This is a genomic window from Streptomyces sp. NPDC042100 (assembly GCF_055582325.1).
In genome coordinates, this window is sequence record NZ_JBVJDK010000008.1 from 277,442 (window position 1) to 300,703 (window position 23,262).

At 74.2% G+C, this 23,262-nt stretch carries 16 protein-coding genes and 1 tRNA gene; 8 read left to right on the forward strand and 9 right to left on the reverse strand.

Features of this window, described 5'->3' with window-relative positions:
* Positions 1-6 precede the first annotated feature (6 nt).
* The 4 genes from ACZ6J5_RS20245 to ACZ6J5_RS20260 form a co-directional block, all read right to left on the reverse strand.
* On the reverse strand, positions 7-597 hold the full coding sequence (locus tag ACZ6J5_RS20245) for a 50S ribosomal protein L25/general stress protein Ctc (RefSeq protein ID WP_469393348.1): 591 nt from the start codon (positions 595-597) through the stop codon (positions 7-9).
* A 250-nt stretch (positions 598-847) separates the two neighbouring features.
* Positions 848-1,822: a ribose-phosphate diphosphokinase gene (locus ACZ6J5_RS20250; protein WP_469393350.1), complete on the reverse strand. Its 975-nt coding sequence runs from the start codon at positions 1,820-1,822 to the stop codon at positions 848-850.
* Positions 1,823-1,943: 121 nt separating this feature from the next.
* Positions 1,944-3,392, reverse strand: coding sequence for a bifunctional UDP-N-acetylglucosamine diphosphorylase/glucosamine-1-phosphate N-acetyltransferase GlmU (gene glmU, locus ACZ6J5_RS20255; RefSeq protein WP_469393352.1), 1,449 nt, complete (start codon positions 3,390-3,392; stop codon positions 1,944-1,946).
* A gap of 110 nt (positions 3,393-3,502) precedes the next feature.
* Positions 3,503-3,574: transfer RNA gene (locus ACZ6J5_RS20260), tRNA-Gln, on the reverse strand.
* A 326-nt stretch (positions 3,575-3,900) separates the two neighbouring features.
* On the opposite strand from ACZ6J5_RS20260, the gene ACZ6J5_RS20265 reads away from it, so the two are divergent.
* On the forward strand, positions 3,901-5,334 hold the full coding sequence (locus ACZ6J5_RS20265) for a sensor histidine kinase (protein WP_469393354.1): 1,434 nt from the start codon (positions 3,901-3,903) through the stop codon (positions 5,332-5,334).
* Between the two features lie 78 nt (positions 5,335-5,412).
* On the opposite strand, the gene ACZ6J5_RS20270 is transcribed toward ACZ6J5_RS20265, so the two are convergent.
* Both ACZ6J5_RS20270 and ACZ6J5_RS20275 read right to left on the reverse strand, forming a co-directional pair.
* A complete protein-coding gene (locus tag ACZ6J5_RS20270) occupies positions 5,413-5,904 on the reverse strand; it encodes an SUKH-3 domain-containing protein (protein WP_469393356.1) in 492 nt (163 codons plus the stop codon).
* A 65-nt stretch (positions 5,905-5,969) separates the two neighbouring features.
* Positions 5,970-6,482: a YwqJ-related putative deaminase gene (locus ACZ6J5_RS20275; protein ID WP_469393358.1), complete on the reverse strand. Its 513-nt coding sequence runs from the start codon at positions 6,480-6,482 to the stop codon at positions 5,970-5,972.
* Between the two features lie 276 nt (positions 6,483-6,758).
* Between ACZ6J5_RS20275 and ACZ6J5_RS20280 the strand changes: the two genes are divergently transcribed.
* The 3 genes from ACZ6J5_RS20280 to ACZ6J5_RS20290 all read left to right on the forward strand — a co-directional run bounded on the left by ACZ6J5_RS20280 (position 6,759) and on the right by ACZ6J5_RS20290 (position 11,305).
* Positions 6,759-7,757 (forward strand): HNH endonuclease, encoded by a 999-nt coding sequence (locus tag ACZ6J5_RS20280; RefSeq protein ID WP_469393360.1) that lies wholly within the window; start codon positions 6,759-6,761, stop codon positions 7,755-7,757.
* Between the two features lie 7 nt (positions 7,758-7,764).
* On the forward strand, positions 7,765-10,263 hold the full coding sequence (locus ACZ6J5_RS20285; protein WP_469393362.1) for an SUKH-4 family immunity protein: 2,499 nt from the start codon (positions 7,765-7,767) through the stop codon (positions 10,261-10,263).
* 148 nt (positions 10,264-10,411) lie between these two features.
* Positions 10,412-11,305, forward strand: a complete 894-nt coding sequence (locus ACZ6J5_RS20290) for a cellulose-binding protein (RefSeq protein ID WP_469393364.1) — start codon at positions 10,412-10,414, stop codon at positions 11,303-11,305.
* Here ACZ6J5_RS20290 and ACZ6J5_RS20295 read toward each other — a convergent pair.
* Both ACZ6J5_RS20295 and ACZ6J5_RS20300 read right to left on the reverse strand, forming a co-directional pair.
* On the reverse strand, positions 11,302-12,024 hold the full coding sequence (locus ACZ6J5_RS20295) for a 2-phosphosulfolactate phosphatase (protein ID WP_469393365.1): 723 nt from the start codon (positions 12,022-12,024) through the stop codon (positions 11,302-11,304). The genes ACZ6J5_RS20290 and ACZ6J5_RS20295 overlap by 4 nt on opposite strands.
* Before the next feature lie 40 nt (positions 12,025-12,064).
* Complete coding sequence (locus ACZ6J5_RS20300) at positions 12,065-13,663, reverse strand: MFS transporter (RefSeq protein WP_469393367.1); 1,599 nt, start codon at positions 13,661-13,663, stop codon at positions 12,065-12,067.
* A gap of 257 nt (positions 13,664-13,920) precedes the next feature.
* Between ACZ6J5_RS20300 and ACZ6J5_RS20305 the strand changes: the two genes are divergently transcribed.
* Positions 13,921-14,709: an ABC transporter ATP-binding protein gene (locus ACZ6J5_RS20305; protein ID WP_469393369.1), complete on the forward strand. Its 789-nt coding sequence runs from the start codon at positions 13,921-13,923 to the stop codon at positions 14,707-14,709.
* Positions 14,706-17,279, forward strand: a complete 2,574-nt coding sequence (locus ACZ6J5_RS20310; RefSeq protein ID WP_469393371.1) for an ABC transporter permease — start codon at positions 14,706-14,708, stop codon at positions 17,277-17,279. Before ACZ6J5_RS20305 ends, ACZ6J5_RS20310 begins: the two co-directional genes overlap by 4 nt.
* Positions 17,280-17,358: 79 nt before the next feature.
* Here the strand turns inward: ACZ6J5_RS20310 and ACZ6J5_RS20315 are convergent, their stop codons facing one another.
* Positions 17,359-17,535 carry a type II toxin-antitoxin system prevent-host-death family antitoxin gene (locus ACZ6J5_RS20315; protein WP_469393373.1) on the reverse strand — a complete coding sequence of 59 codons (177 nt, stop codon included), beginning with the start codon at positions 17,533-17,535 and terminating at the stop codon, positions 17,359-17,361.
* Positions 17,536-17,677: 142 nt separating this feature from the next.
* Between ACZ6J5_RS20315 and mfd the strand changes: the two genes are divergently transcribed.
* Both mfd and ACZ6J5_RS20325 read left to right on the forward strand, forming a co-directional pair.
* Positions 17,678-21,208: a transcription-repair coupling factor gene (gene mfd, locus ACZ6J5_RS20320; RefSeq protein WP_469393375.1), complete on the forward strand. Its 3,531-nt coding sequence runs from the start codon at positions 17,678-17,680 to the stop codon at positions 21,206-21,208.
* 55 nt (positions 21,209-21,263) lie between these two features.
* Positions 21,264-23,243: an NACHT domain-containing protein gene (locus tag ACZ6J5_RS20325; protein WP_469393377.1), complete on the forward strand. Its 1,980-nt coding sequence runs from the start codon at positions 21,264-21,266 to the stop codon at positions 23,241-23,243.
* Positions 23,244-23,262 lie beyond the last annotated feature (19 nt).

Sequence of the window (23,262 nt, forward strand, 5' to 3'; positions counted from 1 at the left end):
TACGGCTCAGGCCTCGTCGCCCTCGGCGGCGGCGTCGCCCTCGGCGGCCGGCTCCTCGGCCTGCGCGGCCAGGACCTGCAGGACGACGGCGTCGGCGTCGGTCACCAGGGAGGCGCCGGCGGGCAGGACGATGTCCTTGGCGAGGATGGAGGCACCGGCCTCCAGGCCCTCGACGGAGACCGTGACGGCCTCGGGGAGGTGGGTGGCCTCGGCCTCGACGGAGAGGGTGCCGAGCACGTGCTCCAGCAGGTTGCCACCGGCGGCGAGGTCGCCCTCGGCCTGGACGGGGATCTCGACGGTGACCTTCTCGCCGCGCTTCACGAGGAGCAGGTCGACGTGGATGAGGAAGCCCTTGATGGCGTCGCGCTGGACGGCCTTCGGGAGCGCCAGCTCGTTCTTGCCGTCGATGTCCAGGGAGAGCAGGACGTTCGGCGTACGCAGCGCCATGCCCAGCTCGTGAGCCGGAAGGGTGATGTGGGCCGGCTCCGAGCCGTGGCCGTAGACGACGGCGGGGACCTGGCTGGCGCGGCGGATGGCGCGGGCGGCGCCCTTGCCGAACTCGGTGCGGACGGCGGCGGCGAGCTTGACCTCGGACATGTGCACTCCTCGTATGGGTGGTGACGTCTGTGACTGTCACCCGGCCACGACTGGCGATGGCCTGCTACGAAGAGCGCGTCGATAACGGACCGCCGGATCCACAGGATCCGGCCTCCCTCGCCGAGCAACCACGACAGTCTAGCCGCAGCTCACCAGGGGCCCAAATGGATCACGTGGATCACGTGGGGCACGCGTAAGGGCCGCTCCCCCGAGGGGAGCGGCCCTTACGCGTGCCCAGGGGCTACGAGGCTCAGTGCTCCTCGAAGAGGCTCGTGACCGAACCGTCCTCGAAGACCTCGCGCACCGCGGCGGCGATCGACGGGGCGATCGACAGCACCGTGATCTTGTCGAGCTCCAGGGAGCCCGGGTCCGGCAGCGTGTCCGTGAACACGAACTCGCTGACCTTCGAGTTCTTCAGGCGGTCGGCGGCCGGGCCCGACAGGATGCCGTGCGTCGCCGTCACGATGACGTCCTCGGCGCCGTGCGCGAACAGGGCGTCCGCGGCCGCGCAGATCGTGCCGCCGGTGTCGACCATGTCGTCCACCAGGACGCACACGCGGCCCTTCACGTCGCCGACGACCTCGTGGACGGTCACCTGGTTGGCGACGTCCTTGTCACGGCGCTTGTGGACGATCGCCAGCGGCGCGTCCAGGCGGTCGCACCAGCGGTCCGCCACACGCACGCGGCCGGCGTCCGGGGACACGATCGTCAGCTTCGAGCGGTCCACCTTCGCGCCCACGTAGTCCGCGAGGACCGGCAGCGCCGAGAGGTGGTCCACCGGGCCGTCGAAGAAGCCCTGGATCTGGTCCGTGTGCAGGTCGACCGTCAGGATGCGGTCCGCACCCGCGGTCTTCAGCAGATCGGCGACCAGACGGGCCGAGATCGGCTCGCGACCGCGGTGCTTCTTGTCCTGACGGGCGTAGCCGTAGGACGGGATGATCACGGTGATGCTCCGGGCCGAGGCCCGCTTCAGAGCATCGATCATGATCAGCTGCTCCATGATCCACTTGTTGATCGGAGCCGTGTGGCTCTGGATCAGGAAGCAGTCCGCGCCGCGCGCCGACTCCTGGAAGCGGACGTAGATCTCACCGTTGGCGAAGTCGAAAGCCTTGGTCGGCACGATGCCGACGCCCAGCTGGTGCGCGACCTCCTCGGCCAGCTCGGGGTGGGCGCGGCCGGAGAAGAGCATCAGCTTCTTCTCGCCGGTCGTCTTGATCCCGGTCACAGCACTGTCTCCTCGACGGTTTCTCTGGCCACGGATACCCGCGCTCCCGAGCGCGTGTGCGAGCCAGCCGAATTTGTGTGCACGTATCACGGTACGCCGAGTTCGACGTACTCGTTTCCGGTCAGCTTGCGCCGACGGAGTCCTCGGACGCGGCCTGAGCGGCCTGCGCGGCGGCACTGCCCGGCCGCTTGCGGGCCACCCAGCCCTCGATATTCCGCTGCTGGCCACGGGCGACGGCCAGCGAACCCGGCGGCACATCCTTCGTGATCACGGACCCGGCGGCGGTGTACGCCCCGTCCCCGATCGTGATGGGTGCCACAAACATGTTGTCCGAACCCGTACGGCAGTGGGAACCGATCGTCGTGTGGTGCTTGGCCTCGCCGTCGTAGTTCACGAAGACGCTCGCCGCGCCGATGTTCGTGTAGTCGCCGATCGTCGCGTCACCCACGTACGACAGATGGGGGACCTTCGTCCCCTCGCCCACCACGGCGTTCTTCATCTCGACATACGTGCCGGCCTTCGCCTTCGCGCCCAGCTTCGTCCCCGGGCGCAGATACGCGAAGGGGCCCACCGAGGCGCCCTCGCCCACCACGGCCGAGTCGGCCACCGTGTTGTCCACTCGCGCCCCGCGCGCCACCGTGGTGTCCGTCAGCCGCGTGTTCGGACCCACCACGGCGTCCTCGCCCACGTGCGTCGCACCCAGCAGCAGCGTGTTCGGCAGCACCACCGCGTCCGGCTCGAAGGTCACCGTGACGTCCACGAACGTCGAACCCGGGTCCACCACGGTCACGCCGGCGAGCATCGCCCGCTCCAGCAGCCGCCGGTTCAGCAGCGCGCGGGCCTCGGACAGCTGCACCCGGTTGTTGATCCCGAGGATCTCCCGGTGGTCCCCGGCCACGGAGGCGCCCACCCGGTGTCCGGCCTCGCGCAGGATCGACAGCACGTCGGTGAGGTACTCCTCGCCCTGGCTGTTGTCCGTCCGCACCTTGCCCAGCGCGTCCGCCAGCAGCGTGCCGTCGAACGCGAACACCCCGGAGTTGATCTCCCGGATCGCGCGCTGCGCGTCGGAGGCGTCCTTGTGCTCGACGATCGCGGTGACGGCGCCGGTGGCCTCGTCCCGCACGATCCGCCCGTAACCGGTGGCGTCCGGCACCTCGGCCGTCAGCACCGTCACGGCGTTCCCGTCGGCCGCGTGCGTCTCGGCGAGCGCCCGCAGCGTCTCGCCCGACAGCAGCGGGGTGTCGCCGCAGACCACGACCACGGTCCCCTCGGGCGCCCGCCCGAGCTCCCCGAGCGCGGTGCGCACCGCGTGCCCGGTCCCGTTCTGCTGCTCCTGCACGGCGGTCCGGGTCCCCGCGTACCGCTCGTCCAGATGCCCCGTGACCTGCTCCCGCGCGTGCCCGACGACCACGACGAGGTCCTCGGGCTCCAGCTCGCGAGCGGCGGAGACGACGTGCCCGACGAGCGAACGCCCGGCGATCTCGTGCAGAACCTTGGGGGTCTTCGACTTCATGCGGGTGCCCTCACCCGCTGCGAGGACGACGACGGCGGCCGGGCGATTGGCGCTCACGGATGTGCCCTTCGGCTTCGGGGGGTGGACGTCCGAAGGATACCGGGGGGTACTGGGCGGGCTATGAGTAAGGGTCCCGACCGGGACGGTCGGGACCCTTGTGCGAACGGCTCCCCTGCCAGGACTCGAACCCGGACATAGGACTCCAAAGGTCCCAGTGCTGCCGATTACACCACAGGGGATAGCTAAGTCGACTAAATCGGACATTCCGTCATGTTGTCCGGGCCGACGGCACCTACTATGCCGCACCACCCGCCTCCGATGCGACGGTACGGCTCGGCGCCTCGCGCGACGCGGACCGCGAGGCGGCCCCGGCGATCCGACGTTCGCGCGGCGGCTCGATGCGGAAGTCATGACACCCAGGGTCGTTCGGAATGCGGGCGTCCGGGTCGAAAGTCCTGTCGATTCATTAGTTCGAGCGACTGGTGTGCGCACACGTTGACGCGCGCCGCTCCGGGCGGCGCCAGCGGCGGGAAAACCGCTGGCTCTCGCCCGTAGGGTGGAAGGCATGACCACAACGGGGGCAGACCAGGACGCTCAGGGCGCGCGCGCCCCGCGTACATGGTGGTGGTGGGGAAGACGGCGCAGCGTGGTGCTCGACGTGCTGCTGGCCGTCGTGTCCGCGCTGGAGTGCGGGCTCGAAGGCATCGGCTTCGCCGGCAAGGCGTCGCTGCCGGTGCCGGTCGGTGTGCTGTTCGGCCTCGTCGTGGGCTCCGTGCTGCTGGTGCGCCGCCGCTGGCCCATCACCGTCGTGCTGGTCTCCATCGCCGTCACGCCCGCCGAGATGGGCTATCTGATGGGCGTCGTCGGCCTCTACACGCTGGCCGCCTCCGAGGTGCCCCGCCGGCTCACCGCCGCGCTCGCCGGCATGTCCACCGTCGCGGCCTACCTGGTCACGATGGTCGAGCTCCGCAAGGACGTCGTCCACGCCGAGGTGAACCAGCAGGACTTCGACCCCAGCGGCTGGTACGTCCCCGTCGTCTCGCTCCTGATGACCCTGGGCCTCAACGCCCCGCCGGTCCTCTTCGGCCTGTACATAGGCGCCCGGCGCCGTCTCATGGAGTCGCTGCGCGAGCGCGCCGACAGCCTGGAGCAGGAGCTCTCGCTGCTCGCCGACCGCGCGGAGCAGCGGGCCCAGTGGGCGCGGCAGGAGGAGCGGACGCGCATCGCGCGCGAGATGCACGACGTCGTCGCGCACCGGGTCTCGCTGATGGTGGTGCACGCGGCGGCGCTCCAGGCGGTCGCGTTGAAGGACCCGCAGAAGGCGGTGAAGAACGCGGCACTGGTCGGTGACATGGGGCGCCAGGCGCTCACGGAGCTCCGCGAGATGCTGGGGGTGCTCCGCGAGGAGGTGCCCGCCTCCTCCCCGGCCCCGCCGCTGGCCGCCGTGGCGCGCGCCGCCGCGGCGGCGGCCGAGGCGGCCGCCGGTGACGGCGGGCCTTGTCTGGAGGCGCTGGAGGCGCTGGTGGAGCAGTCGCGGCAGGCGGGTGCCGTGGTGGAGCTGGTGGTGCTGGGCGAGCCTCGCGCGTACGGCGCCGAGGTGGAGCAGACGGCGTACCGGGTCGTCCAGGAGGCGCTGACCAACGTGCACAAGCACGCGGCGGGCGCCGAGGTCGTGGTCCGGCTCGCGCACCGGGCGGCCGAGGTCGCGATGCAGGTCGAGAACGGCCCTTCGGACGCGACCGCGGCCGACGCCCATCTGCCGAGCGGCGGCAACGGGCTGGTGGGGATGCGGGAGCGGGTGTCCGGGCTGGGCGGCGTGTTCGTGTCGGGCCCGACGGACGCGGGCGGTTTCCGGGTGAGCGCGGTGCTGCCGGTGGCCGAGGCGGAGGCCGGGGCTGCCGGGGCTGCCGAGGCCGGAGAGGCCGAGGCCGGAGCTGCCGGGGCCGTGACGGAGGTCACCGGGGTGGTCGGGTCCGCCGAGGCGGCCGGGGCCGCCTGAGCCGGGCCCCCGCGCGGCCCGTGCCGGGCCCGTGCCGGATCCGGGGCGGGGTGCCGGTGGCGGCTCCGCCGGACGCTGTTACGGGCCCGCGACCAGCCGGGTCGGCTGGGTACCCGTGATGAGGGTGGACAGGGCTGTGTCGATGTCGCGGCCCAGGTACCAGTCACCGGTGTGGTCGATGCTGTAGACGCGCCCTTCGACGTCCATCGCGAGGACCGCGTGGCTGTCGCCCTCCTCGCCCAGCGGCGCGAGCTCGGTGTCGAGCGCGCGGCCGAGGTCGCCCAGCGTGCGGGCGAGGTGGATGCCCGCGAGGGGGTCGAAGCGGAGGGCGGCGGGCGCTATCTGGCGCCCGTGCCCGGGGGCCGTGACGCGCAGCCCGCCGAACTCGGCCCACGCCTCGACGGCGGCGGGGAAGACGCTGTGCCGGTGTCCGGCGGGTGTGACGTGGGCGCGCAGGGTGTCCGCCCACTCCTCGGCGAGCTTGATGTCCCAGCGGCCCGGCTGCCAGCCGGCCTCGCGGAGGGCGGCGTCGACGTTGACCGGGAATCGGGTGCTGTTCAGGTCGGGCATGGGTGCGGTTCTGCCGTTCTGGGCGGGGCGTCCCCGACGGGGGACGCCCTGGTGCGGGGCGCGGCTCAGGCGTCGGCGGGGTCGACGGCGCGGACGCCGAAGTGCGCGAGCATCGCCGTACAGGAGCGGCAGGGGGTGGCGTAGCTGCCGTGCAGCGGGTCGCCGTCCTCGCGGATGCGCCGGGCGGTGAGCTTCGCGTGCTTGAGGGACCGGCGTGCCTCGCTCTGGGTGAGCGGTCTGCGCTGGGCCCGTTTCGAGCGGGTGCCCTCGGCGGCGGTGAGGTGCCGGGAGAGCAGGATCGCCTCGGGGCAGCGTCCGGTGAAGCGCTCGCGCTGCCCGCTGGTGAGCGTGTCGAGGAAGTCCTGGACGAGCGGGTGCAGCGCGGGTGCCTGCTCGCCTCGGGCGGCGGTGCAGGTGAGGGTCTCGCCTCGGACGGACAGGGCCGCGCCGACGGCGGGCAGGATTCCGTCGCGGCGGTGACGCAGTAACGGAGCGCGCTGGTGGTCGGCGTCGCTGCCCCAACTGAGGCGTGGGTCACCCTGAGTGGGCGATGGTGCCGGTGTGGTGCTTGCGTGCATGGTGCTGTTCTTCCCCTCCTGCAATCCCCCGAGTTGCTGGAACAGCCTGCCAAACGCGGTGCCGGATGTGGAAGCTGGGGCGCGGAAACGTGCTTTCGGTGTGTCGGAATCATGGCGGTCCTGTCATGCCGTCGTGACACCCGGTCACCAAGGACGGGGCGGGGCGGGGACGTCGGGCCGGGCCGGGTCGGGTGCGGGCGGCACCGCTTAGGCTGTGCGGACCAACCAGCAGCAGGCGGCGGCAGCCGCCGCCGGCAGTCACAGGGGGCATCCGCCATGACGACAGGTCGGCTCGGCCAGGACACCGTGCCGCCGAACGCGGCGTACGCCGGGCAGGTCGTGCACTTCCCGGACCCGGTCCGGGCCTCCCGGCACCCCCGTGGGGTGCGGGTGGACGAGCGCGGCTACCCGGACTTCTCGCCGTACGCGCGGGCGGCGGCGGAGATCGCCGATCCGCCGGAGGGCTTCGGCGTCGACGAACTGCGCCTGACGGACTACGTGTCGGCGAACGCGGCGCTGGCCGCGACCGGTCACGAGCTGTGGGAGGCGATCCCGGCGGTGGCGACGCCGCACGGCTGGACCTGGCACCACGTGGCGCACACCCGGCGCCTCGAACTGGTCCCGGTCGAGGTGAAGGCGCTGCTGCGGCACCACGGCGGGGTGACGACGGCGGCGGTGGACCACGCGAAGCGGGGCACCCGCCCGCTGCGGGAGACCCGGCCGGCGCACTTCGGGCTGCCGAAGCGGGCGATGCCGGTGTCGGAGCAGCAGGTGCAGGGGGTCGAGGAGGACCTCGGGTACCGGCTGCCGGGCGCGTACCGCTCGTTCCTGAAGGCGGCGGGCGGCTGTGCCCCGGTGGGCGCGGCGCTCGACGCGGAGCGGGGCGTGCTGGTGGACCAGCCCTTCTTCACGGTGCGGGAGGAGGCGGGGGTCAACGACCTGGTGTACGTGAACAAGTGCCTCCGCGACCATCTGACGAAGGACTACCTGGGCGTGGCCTTCGTGCAGGGCGGGCTGCTCGCCGTGAAGGTGCGGGGCGAGGCGGTCGGCTCGGTGTGGTTCTGCGCCTATGACGACGCCCGGGACGCGGGCGAGCTCGCGGCGGGCTGGTCGGTCGCGGAGCGCGTGGAGCGGCTGCTGCTGCCCTGCGGCGCGGACTTCGACGAGTTCCTCGGGCGGCTGGCGGGCAATCCGCCGGAGCTGGAGACGGTGGCGAACCTGATGGTGGACGGCGGCTTCGCGCGGGCCGTTCCCGTGGTTCCGGTGGGGGAGTGAGCTGGCTGTGGTGACGTTCGCGCAGGCGCAGGAGCGCGCCGAGGAGTGGATCAACGGCGATGTGCCGGCGTATCTGCACCGTGAGGTGCGGGTGCGGGAGTTCGGGCTGGGCTTCGTCGTGTGGGCCGAGGACCGCGAGGAGGCGCCGACCCCGGACGCGGGCCGGCAGCGGCTGGTCATCGCGCGCGACAGCGGCGAGGCGACGCTGTGGCCGGGGCTGCCGGTGGGCGAGGTGATCCGGCGGTACGAGGAGGAGTACGGCGCCGTCGAGGAGCCGGCCGCCGCGGTGCCGGCGCAGGCGTCCGCCCGGATCGACCTGAACCAGACGTCCTTCCTGCTGAGTCCGCCGGAGTGGCTCCAGGAGGCGGCCGACAAGATCGGGCTGCCGCCGGTGGCGTCCAACGCCTCGCAGGCGAGCGCCGGCGCGTCGGCGGAGGACGGCTCGGCGGAGCCGGGCCCTGCCGCCTCGCCCGCGCCCGCCTCCGACGCCGCCGCGCCCGCCTCCGACGCCGCCGCGCCGGCGCCCGTGGCGCCGCCGGTGCCCGCGCCCGTCGCGCCGGAAGCGCCCGTGGTCGTGCCGGACGCGCACGTCGCGCCGCCCGCGCCCGCGCCCGTGGAGCCGACGCCCGCCCCGCCCGCGCCGTCCAGCCCGTGGGCGGACGCGAACGCGAGCGCGGGGGGTGCCGACGGGGCCGTACCGCTGCCCGCGACGGTGTTCGCGCCGCCGCTCTCCGGCGCGGACGACGACGACACCCCGCCGCCGGTGGTGGGTGCCGACGCTCCCACCGCGCTGATGAAGGGCGGCAGCGCGCTGCCGCCCACCGCCATCGCGCCGCGTCTGGAGACGGGCGGCCCGGCCGCCCCGCAGCTGCCCGCCGCCCCGGCGACCCCGCCCGGCCCGCCCGCCCCGGCGACCCCGCCGGGTCCGCCCGGCGCGCCCGGTGCCGCCGACCTCGCGGACGCGGCGACGAGCAAGGCGCCGACGCCGCCGCCCGGCGGCTACGTGCGGACGCAGCTGGTCTCGCAGCTCGGGCCCGAGGGGCCGCAGCCGCCCGCGCCGCCCGGTCAGCCCGGTCAGCCGGGTGTCCCTGCGACCCCGCCGGGTCCGCCCGCGCCGCCCGTCCCGCCCGGTGCGACCCCGCCGCCCGCCGTGCACCACGCGGCCACGATGCTGGCGCACCCGAATCAGGGCGGTCCCGGGGCGCCGCCGCCCCCGCCGCCGGGGGTGCCGGGTGTGCCCGGGACGCCGCCGGGCGGGGTCGCGCACGCCGCGACGATGCTGGCGCACCCGAACCAGGGCGGGCCCGGGGCGCCTCCGCCGCCGCCCCCGCCGCCGGGGGTGCCGGGTGTGCCCGGGACGCCGCCGGGTGGGATCGCGCAGGCCGCCACGATGCTGGCGCAGCCCGGCCCGTCCGGTCCGGCGGGCCCGCCCCCGCCGCCGGGTCCCGTGCCCGCGCCGATGAACGCCCCGGCGCCGGCCCCGGCGCCCGGTGGCGCGCCCGCGTACGGGTACCCGCAGCAGCCGCCCGCCGGGCCGCCGACCGTGGGCCCCGGCTACCAGGCCGTGCTGCGCTACCGCGCGCCCGACGGTTCGGAGCAGCAGCTCATCCGCCGCTCCGCGCCCGGCACGCCGCACCCGGAGTGGCAGATCCTGCACGAGCTGCGCGCGATGAACGTGCCGCCGCAGCAGGTCCTGGAGCTGCACACGGAGCTGGAGTCCTGCGAGCTGCCGGGCGGCTACTGCGCGCGCATGATCCGGGAGACCTGGCCGCAGGCCCGGATCACCAACATCGCGCCGTACGGGCGTGATCACGCGGGCCGTCAGCAGGGGATGCGGCAACTGATCACCCACCAGGGCGAGTTGCACCAGGTCGCGGACGGTCCGGCGCGCCCCGCGCCGGTGCGGGCCCCGCTGCCGCAGGTGCCGCCGGCGCCGCCGGTCCCGCCGGACGCGGTGGCGCAGGAGCTGGCCGGGGCGTTCGGTCCCGGCATCCTGCGCTTCGACCAGCGCGCGGTGTCCCGGCAGGGTGTGCCGGAGCTGGTGGCGGTGACGCTCGTGTGGGCGGGGCTGCCGGCCGACTTCGGGCCGTTCTTCTGGGCGCAGCCCGCGATGCCGGTGGTGCCGACGCTCGGCGAGCTGGCGGCGCAGCGGCAGGTGCAGGCGGCGCCGGACGCCGGTTCGTACCTGGTGCTGGGTTCGGACTTCGGGCGGGCGATCTGCGTCCAGTACGGGACGGCGCACATCGTGGCCGTACCGGTGGAGGCGGGTCCGGGCGGGCAGTCGGTGCCGCCGCAGTTCGTCAACACGGGGCTGCCGGAGTTCGTGCGCTCCCTGGCGCTGCTGGGGCGGATGTGGCGGCTGCGGTACGGGCTGAACCCGGAGCAGGCGGGTCGCTGGACGACGGACTTCCAGGCCCAGCTGGCGATGCTGGACCCGGCGGCGCTGTCCTCGCCGGAGAACTGGTGGTCGGTGCTGCTGGAGCAGATGTGGGACGGCCTGCTGTAGACCGTCCCTGCCCCGCCGTGCGGATCCGCTCGTGAGCGGGATGTGACGAAAGGCGCTCGATGTGTGTTCACATCGGGCGCCTTTGGTCCGTTCCCATGACGCATCCTTGTTTTTTGTCGGACATAAGGGAGACGAAGGGGCGTCAGGGATGAGTTTCGCCGTCGGACGCGGACGCGGTTACCGCCCGGAGCAGGTCGAGCGCTACCTCGCCGCGCTGTCCGAGGAACGCGACGGCGCGTGGGAGCGCGCGGCGCGGCTGACCGTCCTCGCCAAGGAGATGGAGGCGGAGGCGGCCCGGCTGCGCGAGGCCGTCGCCACCCTCGCCCCGCAGCGCTACGACTCCCTGAGCGAGCGGGCCCGGCGGATCCTGGCGCTCGCCGAGGCCGAGGACGAGACGCTGCTGCGGGACGCCGAGTCCGAGGCGCAGGAGCTGTCCGCGGCGGCGGAGGCGGCGGCCCGCGAGGCGGCCGAGGCGGCGAGGGTGTACGCGGCGGGGGTCCGCGCGGCGGCCGAGTCGGCGGGCCGCGCGACGGACAAGGAGGCCGCCCTCCAGTCCGACGCGCTACGCGCCGCCGCGCAGCGCGACGCCGAGCAGACGCGCAACGAGGCCCGGACCGCCTTCGACGGGGTCCGGCGGGAGGCCGAGGCCGTGCGGGCCGCGCAGCGCGAGGAGCACCAGACGCTCCGCGAGGACGCCGACCGGGCGGCGGCCCGGCGGGTGACCGAGCTGGAGGCCCGGCACGAGGAGCTCGTCGCGTACGCGGAGGCGAAGCTGGACGAGGCCCGGCGCTCCCTCGCCGAGTCGAAGGAGGCCGCCCGGCACGGTCAGGAGGACGCGGAGGCGAGGGCGGCGGAGATCCTGGCGGAGGCGCGGCTGGTCCAGGAGCGGACCGAGCGCGAGACGGACCGGGTGCGCCGCGACCACGACGAGGCCCGGGAGGAGATCCACTCCCACATGGAGCACATCCGAGCGTCCCTGGCGGCCCTGACGGGCCGGGCGGGGCCGGCGGGGACGGCGGGGCCGGACAACGACAGGCCCTAGGCGGGGCGCTCCCTCGCGAGGGGGCCCGCGAGGGGTTCCCCCGGCGCGACCGCGCGCAGCACCGTCAGGTCGTCCTCCCGGCGGGCCCGCATCGCGAAGGGGAAGCGGTCCACCTCCAGGCACAGGGCGACGTCGTCCGGGTGGGCGCCCGCGCGCAGCCCGGCGGTGAGTTCGGCGGCGGCACGGGAGGCGCGGGCGCGCTCGGCGTACGGGGCGGGGCCGGGCTCCGCGCCCCCGCCGTCGAGGGCGCGGGCGATGTACTCGGCGCAGGCCCGGTCCTCCTCCGCCCGCCCGTCCTCGCCGGTGACGACGAACGTGACGGGGCCGCCGCCCGCCGCCCGCAGGAACCGGGCGGTCGGCCCCGCCACCGCGAAGCTCGCGCACAGCACCAGCGGGGCGTCCGCGACGGCCAGCGCGCCGACCGTGCCCGCCGTCGTCTTCTGCACCACCGTGCGGCCGGTGAGGTCCAGGGAGCGGAGCAGGGCGGGGGAGTTGACCGCGTCGAAGCCGGGCGCCGGGGCGCCGTCCTTCAGGGCCAGCCAGTCCGGCTCGCGCTCCTTGAGGGCGAGCGCCTCGCGCTCCGACCCGGCCAGGACGATCCGCTCGGCGCCGCGCGCGAAGACCCAGGCGGCGACGGTGAAGGCGCGCATGACGTCGATGACGACGGCGACGCGGGGGACTCCGGTCAACTCCGGTATGCCGACGAGGTGATGGCTCATCGGGGCATTCTTCCCCGCCGGGTGCCCGGCGGGCCGGGAATTACCGGGCGGTGCCGTCCGTCCCGGTGGCCTCGCCCCCGTGTTCCTTCAGTACGGGGAAGCGGCGCGGCGCCAGGGTGAGCAGGACCAGCAGGGCGAGCGCGGCGGCGCCCGCCGCGCCCAGGTAGACGTAGTCGACGGCCGCGTCGACCGCCCGCCGCAGGTGGTCGGCGGTCTGCCCGGTGAGCGCGCCCGGATTCTCCAGGGCGCGCACCAGCCCGTCCAGGTCCCCGCTCGCGCCGCCGAGCCGCGCGGCCAGCACGCCGTTGGCGACGGCGCCGAACAGGGCGGCGCCGACGCTCTGCCCGACCTGGCGTACGAAGAGGACGGACGCGGTGGTCGTCCCGCGCTCCTCGTACGGGACGGTCGACTGGACGCCGACGATCAGCGGGAGCTGGAAGAAGCCGAGGGCACCGCCGAGCAGCAGCATCAGCAGCGCGGGCTGCCAGGGCTCGCCGGGGAACGGCAGCAGCGGGAAGGCGAGCAGGACCAGCAGGGCGCCGGTCATGCCGAGGACGGCGGTCAGCCGGAAGCCGATCCGGCCGTAGACCCGGTTGGAGAGCGCGGCGGTGACGGGCCAGCTGAGGGTCATCGCGGACAGCACGAAGCCGGCGGCGATCGGGCCGAGGCCGAGGACCGCCTGCGCGTAGGTGGGCAGGAAGACGGTCGGGGCGACCATCAGCAGGCCGAGGGCGCCGAGCGCCAGGTTGACGGCGGCGATGGTGCGGCGGCGCCACACCCAGCCGGGGATGATCGGCGAGGCGGCCCGGCGTTCGATGAGCACGGTGAGCGCGCCCAGCGCCGCCGCCCCGCCGAACAGGCCCAGCGACGGGGCCGAGAGCCACGGCCAGGCGACGCCGCCCTGGACGAGCGCGGTCAGCAGCAGGGTGCCGGCGGCGAAGACGGCGAGGGCGCCGGCCCAGTCGACGGAGGGGCGGGAGCCGGAGCGGGCGCGGCCGTCCGGCGCGTCGGGGGTGCCGCCGGTGCCGTCCCCTAGGGGACGGCCCGGCTCCACCAGGTAGCGGGCGACGAGCCAGAGGGCGGCCGCGCCGACCGGCAGGTTGATGAGGAAGATCCAGCGCCAGTCCGCGTATCCGGCGAGCAGTCCGCCCGCCGTCGGGCCGGCCACCGCGGCGGTCGCCCACACGGAGGAGAGCCGGGCCTGGATGCGGGGGCGCTCCTTCAGCGGGTAGAGGTCGGCGGCGATCGTCTGCACGGTGCCCTGGAGGGCCCCGCCGCCCAGCCCCTGGACGACGCGGAACGCGATCAGCGCGTACATGTTCCAGGCGGCGGCGCACAGCAGGGAGCCGATGAGGAAGAGGACGATGCCCGAGATCAGGACGGGTTTGCGGCCGAAGGTGTCGCTGAGCTTCCCGTACACGGGCAGGGTGACGGTGACGGCGAGCAGATAGCCGGAGAACAGCCAGGAGAAGACGGAGAGTCCGCCGAGGTCGCCGACGATCTGCGGGACGGCGGTGGCGACGATGGTGCCGTCGAGCGCGGCGAGCGCCATGCCCAGCATCAGCGCGGCGACGACCGGCCCGCGCCGGGTGGCGTCCGCCGGGGGCGGTGCCGTCTGCCTCGTGGTCGCCTCGGACACGCCGTCCCCTCTCCCCCGCCGACGGATGCTTCGTACATCTAAGTGCGCCGGGTCAGCCTCTCACTCGATCGTTCGATGGAGAACCCCTAGGGGCTCCTCCCCCGTCCAGCCCAGGGGCCGTTCGTCCCGGCGGAGGAGGAGCGAAGGCCCCGCCCGTCCTTAGCTTGTTCTTACGTCCTCCCGTGCGGGGTCTCGTACGGAATCCCGTACGGGACCCCGCACGGGTACGAACACCTCACGCATCTAGGAGACTTACCGTGACTTCGGCTGTGACCACCCTCAGGCACGGGGGTACTGGAGGGCGGACGGCCGTAGCCGCGCGGGCGCGACAGGTCCTCAAGGCGTACGGGTCCGGGGAGACCCGGGTCGTCGCGCTCGACCACGTCGACGTGGACATCGCCCGGGGCGAGTTCACCGCGATCATGGGGCCCTCGGGCTCCGGCAAGTCCACGCTCATGCACTGCCTGGCCGGCCTCGACACCGTCACGAGCGGCGAGATCTTCCTCGACGAGACCGAGATCACCGGTCTCAAGGACAAGAAGCTCACGCGGCTGCGGCGCGACCGCGTCGGCTTCATCTTCCAGGCGTTCAACCTGCTCCCCACGCTGAACGCGCTGGAGAACATCACGCTGCCCATGGACATCGCCGGCCGCAAGCCCGACCAGGAGTGGCTGCGCCGGGTCGTCGGGACCGTCGGCCTCGGCGAGCGGCTCACGCACCGGCCCGCCCAGCTCTCCGGCGGGCAGCAGCAGCGCGTCGCCGTGGCCCGCGCGCTCGCCGCCCGGCCCGAGATCATCTTCGGCGACGAGCCGACCGGAAACCTCGACTCGCGGGCCGGCGCCGAAGTCCTCGGCTTCCTGCGCCAGTCGGTGGACGAGCTCGGCCAGACCATCGTCATGGTCACCCACGACCCCGTCGCCGCCTCCTACGCGGACCGGGTGCTCTACCTCGCCGACGGGCGGATCGTCGACGAGATGCGCCGGCCCACCGCCGAGGCCGTCCTCGACCGGATGAAGGACTTCGACGCGCGCGGGCGGACGTCATGACCGTCCTCAGGACCTCCCTGCGCGGCTTCCTCGCGCACAAGGGCCGCATGGCGCTCTCCGCCGTCGCCGTCCTCCTCTCCGTCGCCTTCGTCTGCGGCACCCTGGTGTTCAGCGACACGACCACCGCCACCTTCGACAAGCTCTTCGCCTCCACCGCCTCCGACGTGAGCGTCAGTCCCGGCCGCGCGGCCGGAGGCGACGAGGCTCCGGGGAGCGGGCGCCCCGCGACGCTGCCCGCCGCGCTCGTCGCCACCGTCGAGGGCGTCGAGGGCGTCAAGACGGCGCGGGGGCAGGTCGTCTCCACCAGCGTCACCGTCGTCGACTCCCGCAACGAGAACATCGGCCCCACCAGCGGCGCCCCGACCATCGCCGGCGCCTGGTCCTCCGACGCGCTGCGTTCGATGGAGATCGCCTCCGGCCACGAGCCGCGCGGCCCCACCGAGGTCGTGGTCGACGGCGGCACCGCCGAGAAGCACCACCTGAAGATCGGCGACGAGCTGCGCACCATCGCCGTCACCGGCGACTTCACCACGCGGATCACCGGGATCGTCGACTTCAAGGTCACCAACCCGGGCGCCACCCTCGTCTACTTCGACACCGCCACCGCCCAGCGCGAACTCCTCGGCAAGGAGGGCCTGTTCACGCAGGTCACGGTCGAAGCGGCGGATGGCGTCGAGGACGCGGCCCTCAAGGCGGACATCGCGGCGGCCGTCGGCCCCGGCTACACGCTGCGGACCGCCGCCGAGGCGGCCGACGCCGGGCGCGAGGACGTCGCCGGGTTCCTCGACGTCATGAAGTACGCGATGCTCGGCTTCGCCGGGATCGCCTTCCTCGTCGGCGTCTTCCTCATCGTCAACACCTTCTCCATGCTGGTCGCCCAGCGCACCCGGGAGATCGGCCTGCTGCGGGCCATCGGCTCCTCCCGGCGCCAGATCAACCACTCCGTCCTCGTCGAGGCCCTGCTCCTCGGCTTCGTCGGCTCGGTCGCGGGCGTCGCGGCGGGCGTGGGGCTCGCCGTCGGCCTGATGTCGCTGATGTCCTCGATGGGCATGGAGCTGTCCACCGAGGACCTCACCGTCCGCTGGACCACGCCCGTCGTCGGGATCGCCCTCGGCGTCGTCGTCACCGTCCTCGCCGCCTTCGTGCCCGCCCGCCGGGCCTCGAAGGTCTCCCCGATGGCCGCCCTGCGCGAGGCGGGCACCCCCGCCGACGGCACGGCGGGGGCGGTACGGGCCGGGCTCGGCCTGCTCCTCACGGCGGCGGGCGGCGCCGCGCTGTGGGCCGCGGCCCAGGCCGAGAAGGCCCGCGCGGGCTCGCTCTGGCTCGGCCTCGGCGTCGTGCTGTCCCTGCTCGGCTTCGTGGTGATCGGCCCGCTGCTGTCCGGCGGTGTCGTCCGCGCCCTCGGCGTCGTCGTGCTGCGGGTCTTCGGGCCGGTCGGCCGGATGGCCGAGCGCAACGCGCTGCGCAACCCGCGCCGCACCGGCGCCACCGGCGCGGCCCTGATGATCGGCCTCGCGCTCGTCGCCTGCCTCGCGGTCGTCGGCTCCTCGATGGTCGCCTCCGCCACGGCGGAGCTCGACCGGTCCGTCGGCGCCGACTTCATCGTGGAGCCCGGCAACGGGCAGCCGGTGGTGCCGCAGGCCCGGGACGCCGTCGCGCGGACGCCGGGGATCGCCCACGTCACCGAGTACAAGCGCATCGAGGCCGTCGTCACCGACCCGCGCGGGAAGGCGACCGAGCTGGGCGTGGCCGCCGCCGACCCGACGTACGCGCGGGACGTGCGGCGCGAGACGACGGCGGGCGAGCTGTCCGCCGCGTACGGTCCCGGCGCGATGGCCGTCGGCGCGGAGTACGCCGCCCAGCACGGGGTGAAGCCCGGCGACACGCTCACGGTCGCGTTCAAGGACGGCGGGAAGGCGCGGCTGCGGGTCGCGGCGATCACCTCCGACGACGCCAACATCGACAAGGGCCTGATGTCCACGAGCATCGCGACCGCCGCGAGGTACCTGCCGGCCGACCGGATGCCGCAGACCATGATGCTCTTCGCCTCGGCGGAGGACGGGCGGGCGGCCGCAGCGTACGAGGGCCTGAAGAAGGCCCTCGCCCCCTACCCGCAGTACCGGGTCGCCGACCAGGCCGACTACAAGAAGCAGCTCCAGGACCAGGTCGGGCAGCTCCTCAACATGGTCTACGGGCTGCTCGCCCTCGCGATCGTCGTCGCCGTCCTCGGCGTGGTGAACACCCTCGCCCTCTCGGTCGTCGAGCGGACCCGGGAGATCGGCCTCATGCGCGCCATCGGCCTCTCCCGCCGCCAGCTGCGCCGCATGATCCGCCTGGAGTCGGTGGTCATCGCCCTCTTCGGCGCCCTCCTCGGCCTGGGCCTCGGCCTCGGCTGGGGCACCGCCGCCCAGCGCCTCCTGGCCCTGGAGGGCCTGGGTGTCCTGGAGATCCCCTGGCCGACGATCCTCACCGTCTTCGTGGGCTCGGCCTTCGTCGGCCTCTTCGCCGCCCTGGTCCCGGCCTTCCGCGCGGGCCGCATGAACGTCCTGAACGCCATCGCGACGGACTGAGGGCGGGACGGGCGACGGAACACGGCCAAGGGGCCCGGTCCCGGCGGAGTCCTCCGCCGGGACCGGGCCCCGGTCGTGGCTAGGGCGCGCGTCCGATGTGCGGGACGGCGAGGGTGATCGTGCCCTCGTCGGGCCAGAAGACGGCCGCGGCCCGCCCGTGGTCCGTGAGGGTGATGCGCTCCCGGGCGTGGGCCGTCCGGCGGATGAGGGTGCCGAACTGGGCGCGTGCCTCGGTGAGGGGGAACGTGGCACTCATGTAATCGAATGTACGGATGCGTACAGCGCCCCGCGATCCCGCGAACGGGTGGCTGTCGCCGCGTCGTCGTAGGCTGGAGGCCCCGGCCCGTGAGACGTGTCGGGCCGTTCGCGTTGCCCCTCTCCGCCGGGATGGACCCTCCATGAGCCTGCACGGTCTGCTGGACGCCGTCGTCAAGGACGCCGCACTCACCGAAGCGGTGACGGCCGCCCGAGACGGCAACCGCCACCACGTCGACCTGGTCGGCCCGCCCGCCGCCCGCCCCTTCGCCATCGCCGCGCTCGCCCGCGAGGCCCGGCGCACCGTGCTCGCCGTCACCGCCACCGGCCGCGAGGCCGAGGACCTGGCCGCCGCGCTGCGCTCGCTCCTCGACCCCGACACGGTCGTCGACTACCCGTCCTGGGAGACGCTCCCGCACGAGCGGCTGAGCCCCCGCTCCGACACCGTCGGCCGCCGCCTCGCCGTGCTGCGCCGGCTCGCCCACCCGCGCGACGACGACCCGGCCGCCGGCCCCGTCAGCGTCGTCGTCGCCCCCATCCGCTCCGTACTCCAGCCGCAGGTCAAGGGCCTGGGAGACCTGGAGCCCGTCTCGCTCAGGAGCGGCCAGAGCGCCGACCTGAACGAGATCGTCGAGGGCCTGGCCGCCGCCGCGTACTCCCGCGTGGAGCTCGTCGAGAAGCGCGGCGAGTTCGCCGTCCGAGGCGGCATCCTGGACGTCTTCCCGCCCACCGAGGAGCACCCGCTCCGCATCGAGTTCTGGGGCGACGACGTCGAGGAGATCCGCTACTTCAAGGTCGCCGACCAGCGGTCCCTCGAAGTCGCCGAGCACGGCCTGTGGGCCCCGCCCTGCCGCGAGCTGCTCCTCACCGACGAGGTCCGCACCCGGGCCGCCGCCCTCGCCGAGGCCCACCCCGAGCTCGGCGAGCTCCTCAACAAGATCGCCGAGGGCATCGCGGTCGAGGGCATGGAGTCCCTCGCCCCCGTCCTCGTCGACGACATGGAGCTGCTGATCGACGTCCTCCCGAAGGGCTCGATGGCCGTGGTCTGCGACCCGGAGCGGGTCCGCACCCGGGCCGCCGACCTGGTGGCGACCAGCCAGGAGTTCCTCCAGGCGTCCTGGGCGGCCACCGCCGGCGGCGGCGAGGCCCCGATCGACGTCGGCGCCGCCTCGCTGTGGGGGATCGCGGACGTCCGCGACCGGGCCCGCGAGCTCGACGTGATGTGGTGGTCGGTGTCCCCGTTCGCCGCCGACGAGACCGTCGGCGCCGACACCCTCAAGCTGGGGATGCGCGCCCCCGAGACCTACCGGGGCGACACCGCCCGGGCGCTCGCCGACACCAAGGGCTGGCTGGCCGAGGGCTGGCGCGCGGTGTACGTGACGGAGGCCCACGGCCCCGCCTCCCGCACCGTCGAGGTCCTCGGCGGCGAGGGCATCGCCGCCCGCCTCGACGCCGACCTCGCGGACATCTCCCCGTCCGTCGTGCACGTGTCCTGCGGCTCCATCGACTACGGCTTCGTCGACGAGGCCCTGCGGCTGGCCGTCCTCACCGAGACCGACCTGTCCGGGCAGAAGGCCGCCGGCAAGGACGGGCAGCGGATGCCCGCCAAGCGCCGCAAGACGATCGACCCGCTGACCCTGGAGGTCGGCGACTACATCGTCCACGAACAGCACGGCGTCGGCCGCTACGTCGAGATGGTCCAGCGGACCGTGCAGGGCGCCACCCGCGAGTACCTCCTCGTCGAGTACGCGCCCGCCAAGCGCGGCCAGCCCGGCGACCGCCTCTACATCCCCACCGACCAGCTCGAACAGGTCACCAAGTACGTGGGCGGCGAGGCCCCGACCCTGCACCGCCTCGGCGGCGCCGACTGGACCAAGACCAAGGCGCGCGCCAAGAAGGCGGTCAAGGAGATCGCCGCCGACCTCATCAGGCTGTACTCGGCCCGCATGGCCGCCCCCGGCCACGCCTTCGCCCCCGACACCCCCTGGCAGCGCGAGCTGGAGGACGCCTTCCCGTACGCGGAGACGCCCGACCAGCTCTCCACCATCGCCGAGGTGAAGGAGGACATGGAGAAGACGGTCCCCATGGACCGCCTGATCTGCGGCGACGTCGGCTACGGCAAGACGGAGATCGCCGTCCGCGCCGCCTTCAAGGCCGTCCAGGACGGCAAGCAGGTCGCCGTCCTCGTCCCCACCACGCTGCTCGTGCAGCAGCACTTCGGCACGTTCTCCGAGCGCTACTCGCAGTTCCCCGTCAACGTCCGCGCGCTGTCCCGCTTCCAGACGGACACCGAGTCGAAGGCGACGATGGAGGGCCTGCGGGACGGCTCCGTCGACGTCGTCATCGGCACCCACCGCCTGTTCTCCTCCGAGACGAAGTTCAAGGACCTGGGCCTCGTCATCGTCGACGAGGAGCAGCGCTTCGGCGTCGAGCACAAGGAGCAGCTGAAGAAGCTCCGTGCCAACGTCGACGTCCTCACCATGTCCGCCACCCCCATCCCCCGCACCCTGGAGATGGCGGTGACCGGCATCCGCGAGATGTCGACGATCACCACCCCGCCCGAGGAGCGGCACCCGGTCCTCACCTTCGTCGGCCCGTACGAGGAGAAGCAGATCGGCGCCGCCGTCCGCCGCGAACTGCTGCGCGAGGGCCAGGTCTTCTACATCCACAACCGCGTCGAGTCCATCGACCGCGCGGCGGCCCGGCTCCGCGAGATCGTCCCCGAGGCGCGGATCGCGACGGCCCACGGCCAGATGTCCGAACAGGCCCTGGAGCAGGTCGTGGTGGACTTCTGGGAGAAGAAGTTCGACGTCCTCGTCTCGACCACGATCGTCGAGTCCGGCATCGACATCTCCAACGCCAACACCCTGATCGTCGAGCGCGGCGACAACTTCGGCCTGAGCCAGCTCCACCAGCTCCGCGGCCGCGTCGGCCGTGGCCGCGAGCGCGGCTACGCCTACTTCCTGTACCCGCCGGAGAAGCCGCTCACGGAGACCGCCCACGAGCGCCTCGCGACGATCGCCCAGCACACCGAGATGGGCGCGGGCATGTACGTGGCCATGAAGGACCTGGAGATCCGTGGCGCGGGCAACCTGCTCGGCGGCGAGCAGTCCGGCCACATCGCGGGGGTCGGCTTCGACCTGTACGTCCGCATGGTCGGGGAGGCCGTCGCCGACTACCGGGCGCAGATGGAGGGCGGCGCGGAGGAGGAGCCGCCGCTGGAGGTCAAGATCGAGCTCCCGGTCGACGCCCACGTCCCGCACGACTACGCCCCCGGCGAGCGGCTGCGCCTCCAGGCGTACCGGGCGATCGCCTCGGCGAACTCGGAGGCGGACATCAAGGCCGTGCGCGAGGAGCTCACCGACCGCTACGGCAAGCTGCCCGAGCCGGTCGAGAACCTCCTCCTGGTGGCCGGCCTGCGGATGCTGGCCCGCGCCTGCGGCGTCGGCGAGATCGTCCTCCAGGGCCCCAACATCCGCTTCGCCCCGGTGGAGCTCCGCGAGTCCCAGGAGCTGCGCCTCAAGCGGCTCTACCCCCGCACGGTCATCAAGCCGGCCGTCCACCAGATCCTGGTGCCCCGCCCGACCACCGGCAAGATCGGCGGCAAGCCGGTCGTGGGCCGCGAACTGCTCGCGTGGACCGGGGAGTTCCTGGCGGAGATCCTGGGCTCCTGACCCCGGACCCCGTCCCGTTCCGGCAGGATGAGCCGGAACGGGACGGGGGACGCGGGTGGTACGCAGAGGGGTGATCGGCCTGGCCGGCTGCGCCCTGGTGATCGGCGGGCTGCTGTGGGCCCTGGCGGGGCGGTCCGGCGCGCTCGACCTGTCCCAGCGGACCGATCTCATGGCCTTCGCGTGCGGCGCGGTCGGCGTGGTCGGGCTCGCCGCCACGTTCTGGCGGCGCGCCGACGAGGACGAGACGGCCGCCACGGCCCGCCTCGCGCGCGAGGTGAGGGCGATCGGCGAGCCCCAGTGGATGAGCTCGCTGGGCGGCGACCTGAAGGCCATCGACGTCACCTTCGCCTTCCGCCCGTACGCCGGGGCCCGCGCCGCCGAACTCCCGGCGTCGCCCGAGGGGCGGCTGGAGAAGGTCGTCGAGGACTACCGGGGGCTGCGGCCCCGGCGGCTGGTCATCACGGGCGAGCCGGGGGCCGGGAAGACGCTGCTGGCCCGGGCGTTCGTCATGGAGCTCAACCGGGTCCGGGCCGAGGACGAACCCGTCCCGGTGCTCGTCGCCCTCGCCGACTGGGACGCGGGGGAGCCCTTCCGCGACTGGCTGACCCGCCACCTGGAGCGGGACTACGGCCTCCCGGCGGCCTCCGCCCGCCGGGTCGTCGCCGCCCGCAGGGTGCTGCCCGTCCTCGACGGCCTCGACGAGATGGACCCGGCGGGCACCCCCGCCGCGGCCTCCCGCGCGGGCCGCGCCCTGGAGGCGCTCTCCCGCTACCAGGACGGCACCGAACCGGCACCGCTCGTCCTGACCTGCCGCTCCCGCGCGTACGACGAGCTGGAGGCGGGCGGCGTCCACATCCTCGACGCGGCCCGCATCGGCATCGACCCGGTGACGGCGGACCGGGCCCGCGCCTTCCTGGCCCTGCGCGGCGCCCGCCGCCCGCACCGCTGGGAACCCGTCCTCGACGCGCTCCGCGCCCACCCGCACGGCGTCCTGGCCCGCGCCCTGTCCACGCCGTGGCGGCTGACCCTGGCGGCGGTGGCGTACGAACGGGACGGCGACCCGGCGGAGCTGGTGGCGGCACCGACGGAGGGGGCGGTGGCGGACCTGCTGCTGGCGCGGTTCATCGGTGCGTCGGCGGCGAACACGACGGTGGACAGCGGGCGTTACGGGGCGGGCCGGGTGCACCGGCGGCTGCGGACACTGGCCCTGCTCCTGGGGCCGGAGACCGATCTGGCGCTGCTGGGGCTGGGCCGGTTCGCGCCGCGCTGGGCGGTCACGGTGCTGACGCTGGGCCAGCTCGGGGTGGTGCTGTGGGTCGTGGCGGCGGGCGTGCTGCTGGACCAGGGGGAGAGGCTCCAGCCGGCGTTCCCGGCCCTGCTGGCGCTGGTCGTGATGACGGGGATCCTGGTCCGGAGCCTGAGGGCGCGGCTGCCGTCGCGGTGGCGGCCGGCCGGGCCGTCGGCGCCGGTGGCCTCGATGCCCCCGGCCGGCAGCGCGCTGTGGCGGGTGGGGCTGCGCCGGGCGTTGCGGAGGACGCCCCGGAGCTGGTCCGGGCTGATGGTCGCGGGCACGCTGCTGTTCGGCGTCTGGCAGGCCCTGCCGCAGGAGTGGGGCGGCCAGGGGCGGACCTCCCTGGCGCCGGTGGTGGGCCTGGTTTGCGTCCTCTACCTGCTGTTCGCCGCCGCGTCGGAGGTCGACGCGGCGGCGACGGGGCCCGCGGGTCAGGTCCGGGGCCAGCTGGTCCTCGCCGGGGTGCTCGCGGCGGCGGTGCCGGCGGCGTTCTACGGCGGCGAGGCCGTGAGGGTGCCCGCGCCGGTCGTGGCGATGGTCGGTTCGGTGGTCCTGATCGAACTGCTCACCGGCCTTCTGGAGTACGGCCTGTTCCGGCTGTTCTCCCTGCGCCGCCTCCCGCTCCGCCTGGCCCGCTTCCTCGACTGGTCCGTCGCGGCCGGACTGCTCCGCACCTCCGGCGCCGCCTACCAGTTCCGGCACCGCGAGTTCCAGGAGTGGCTGGTGCGGCACCCCGCGCCGTGACGCGGGGTGCCGGGGCCCG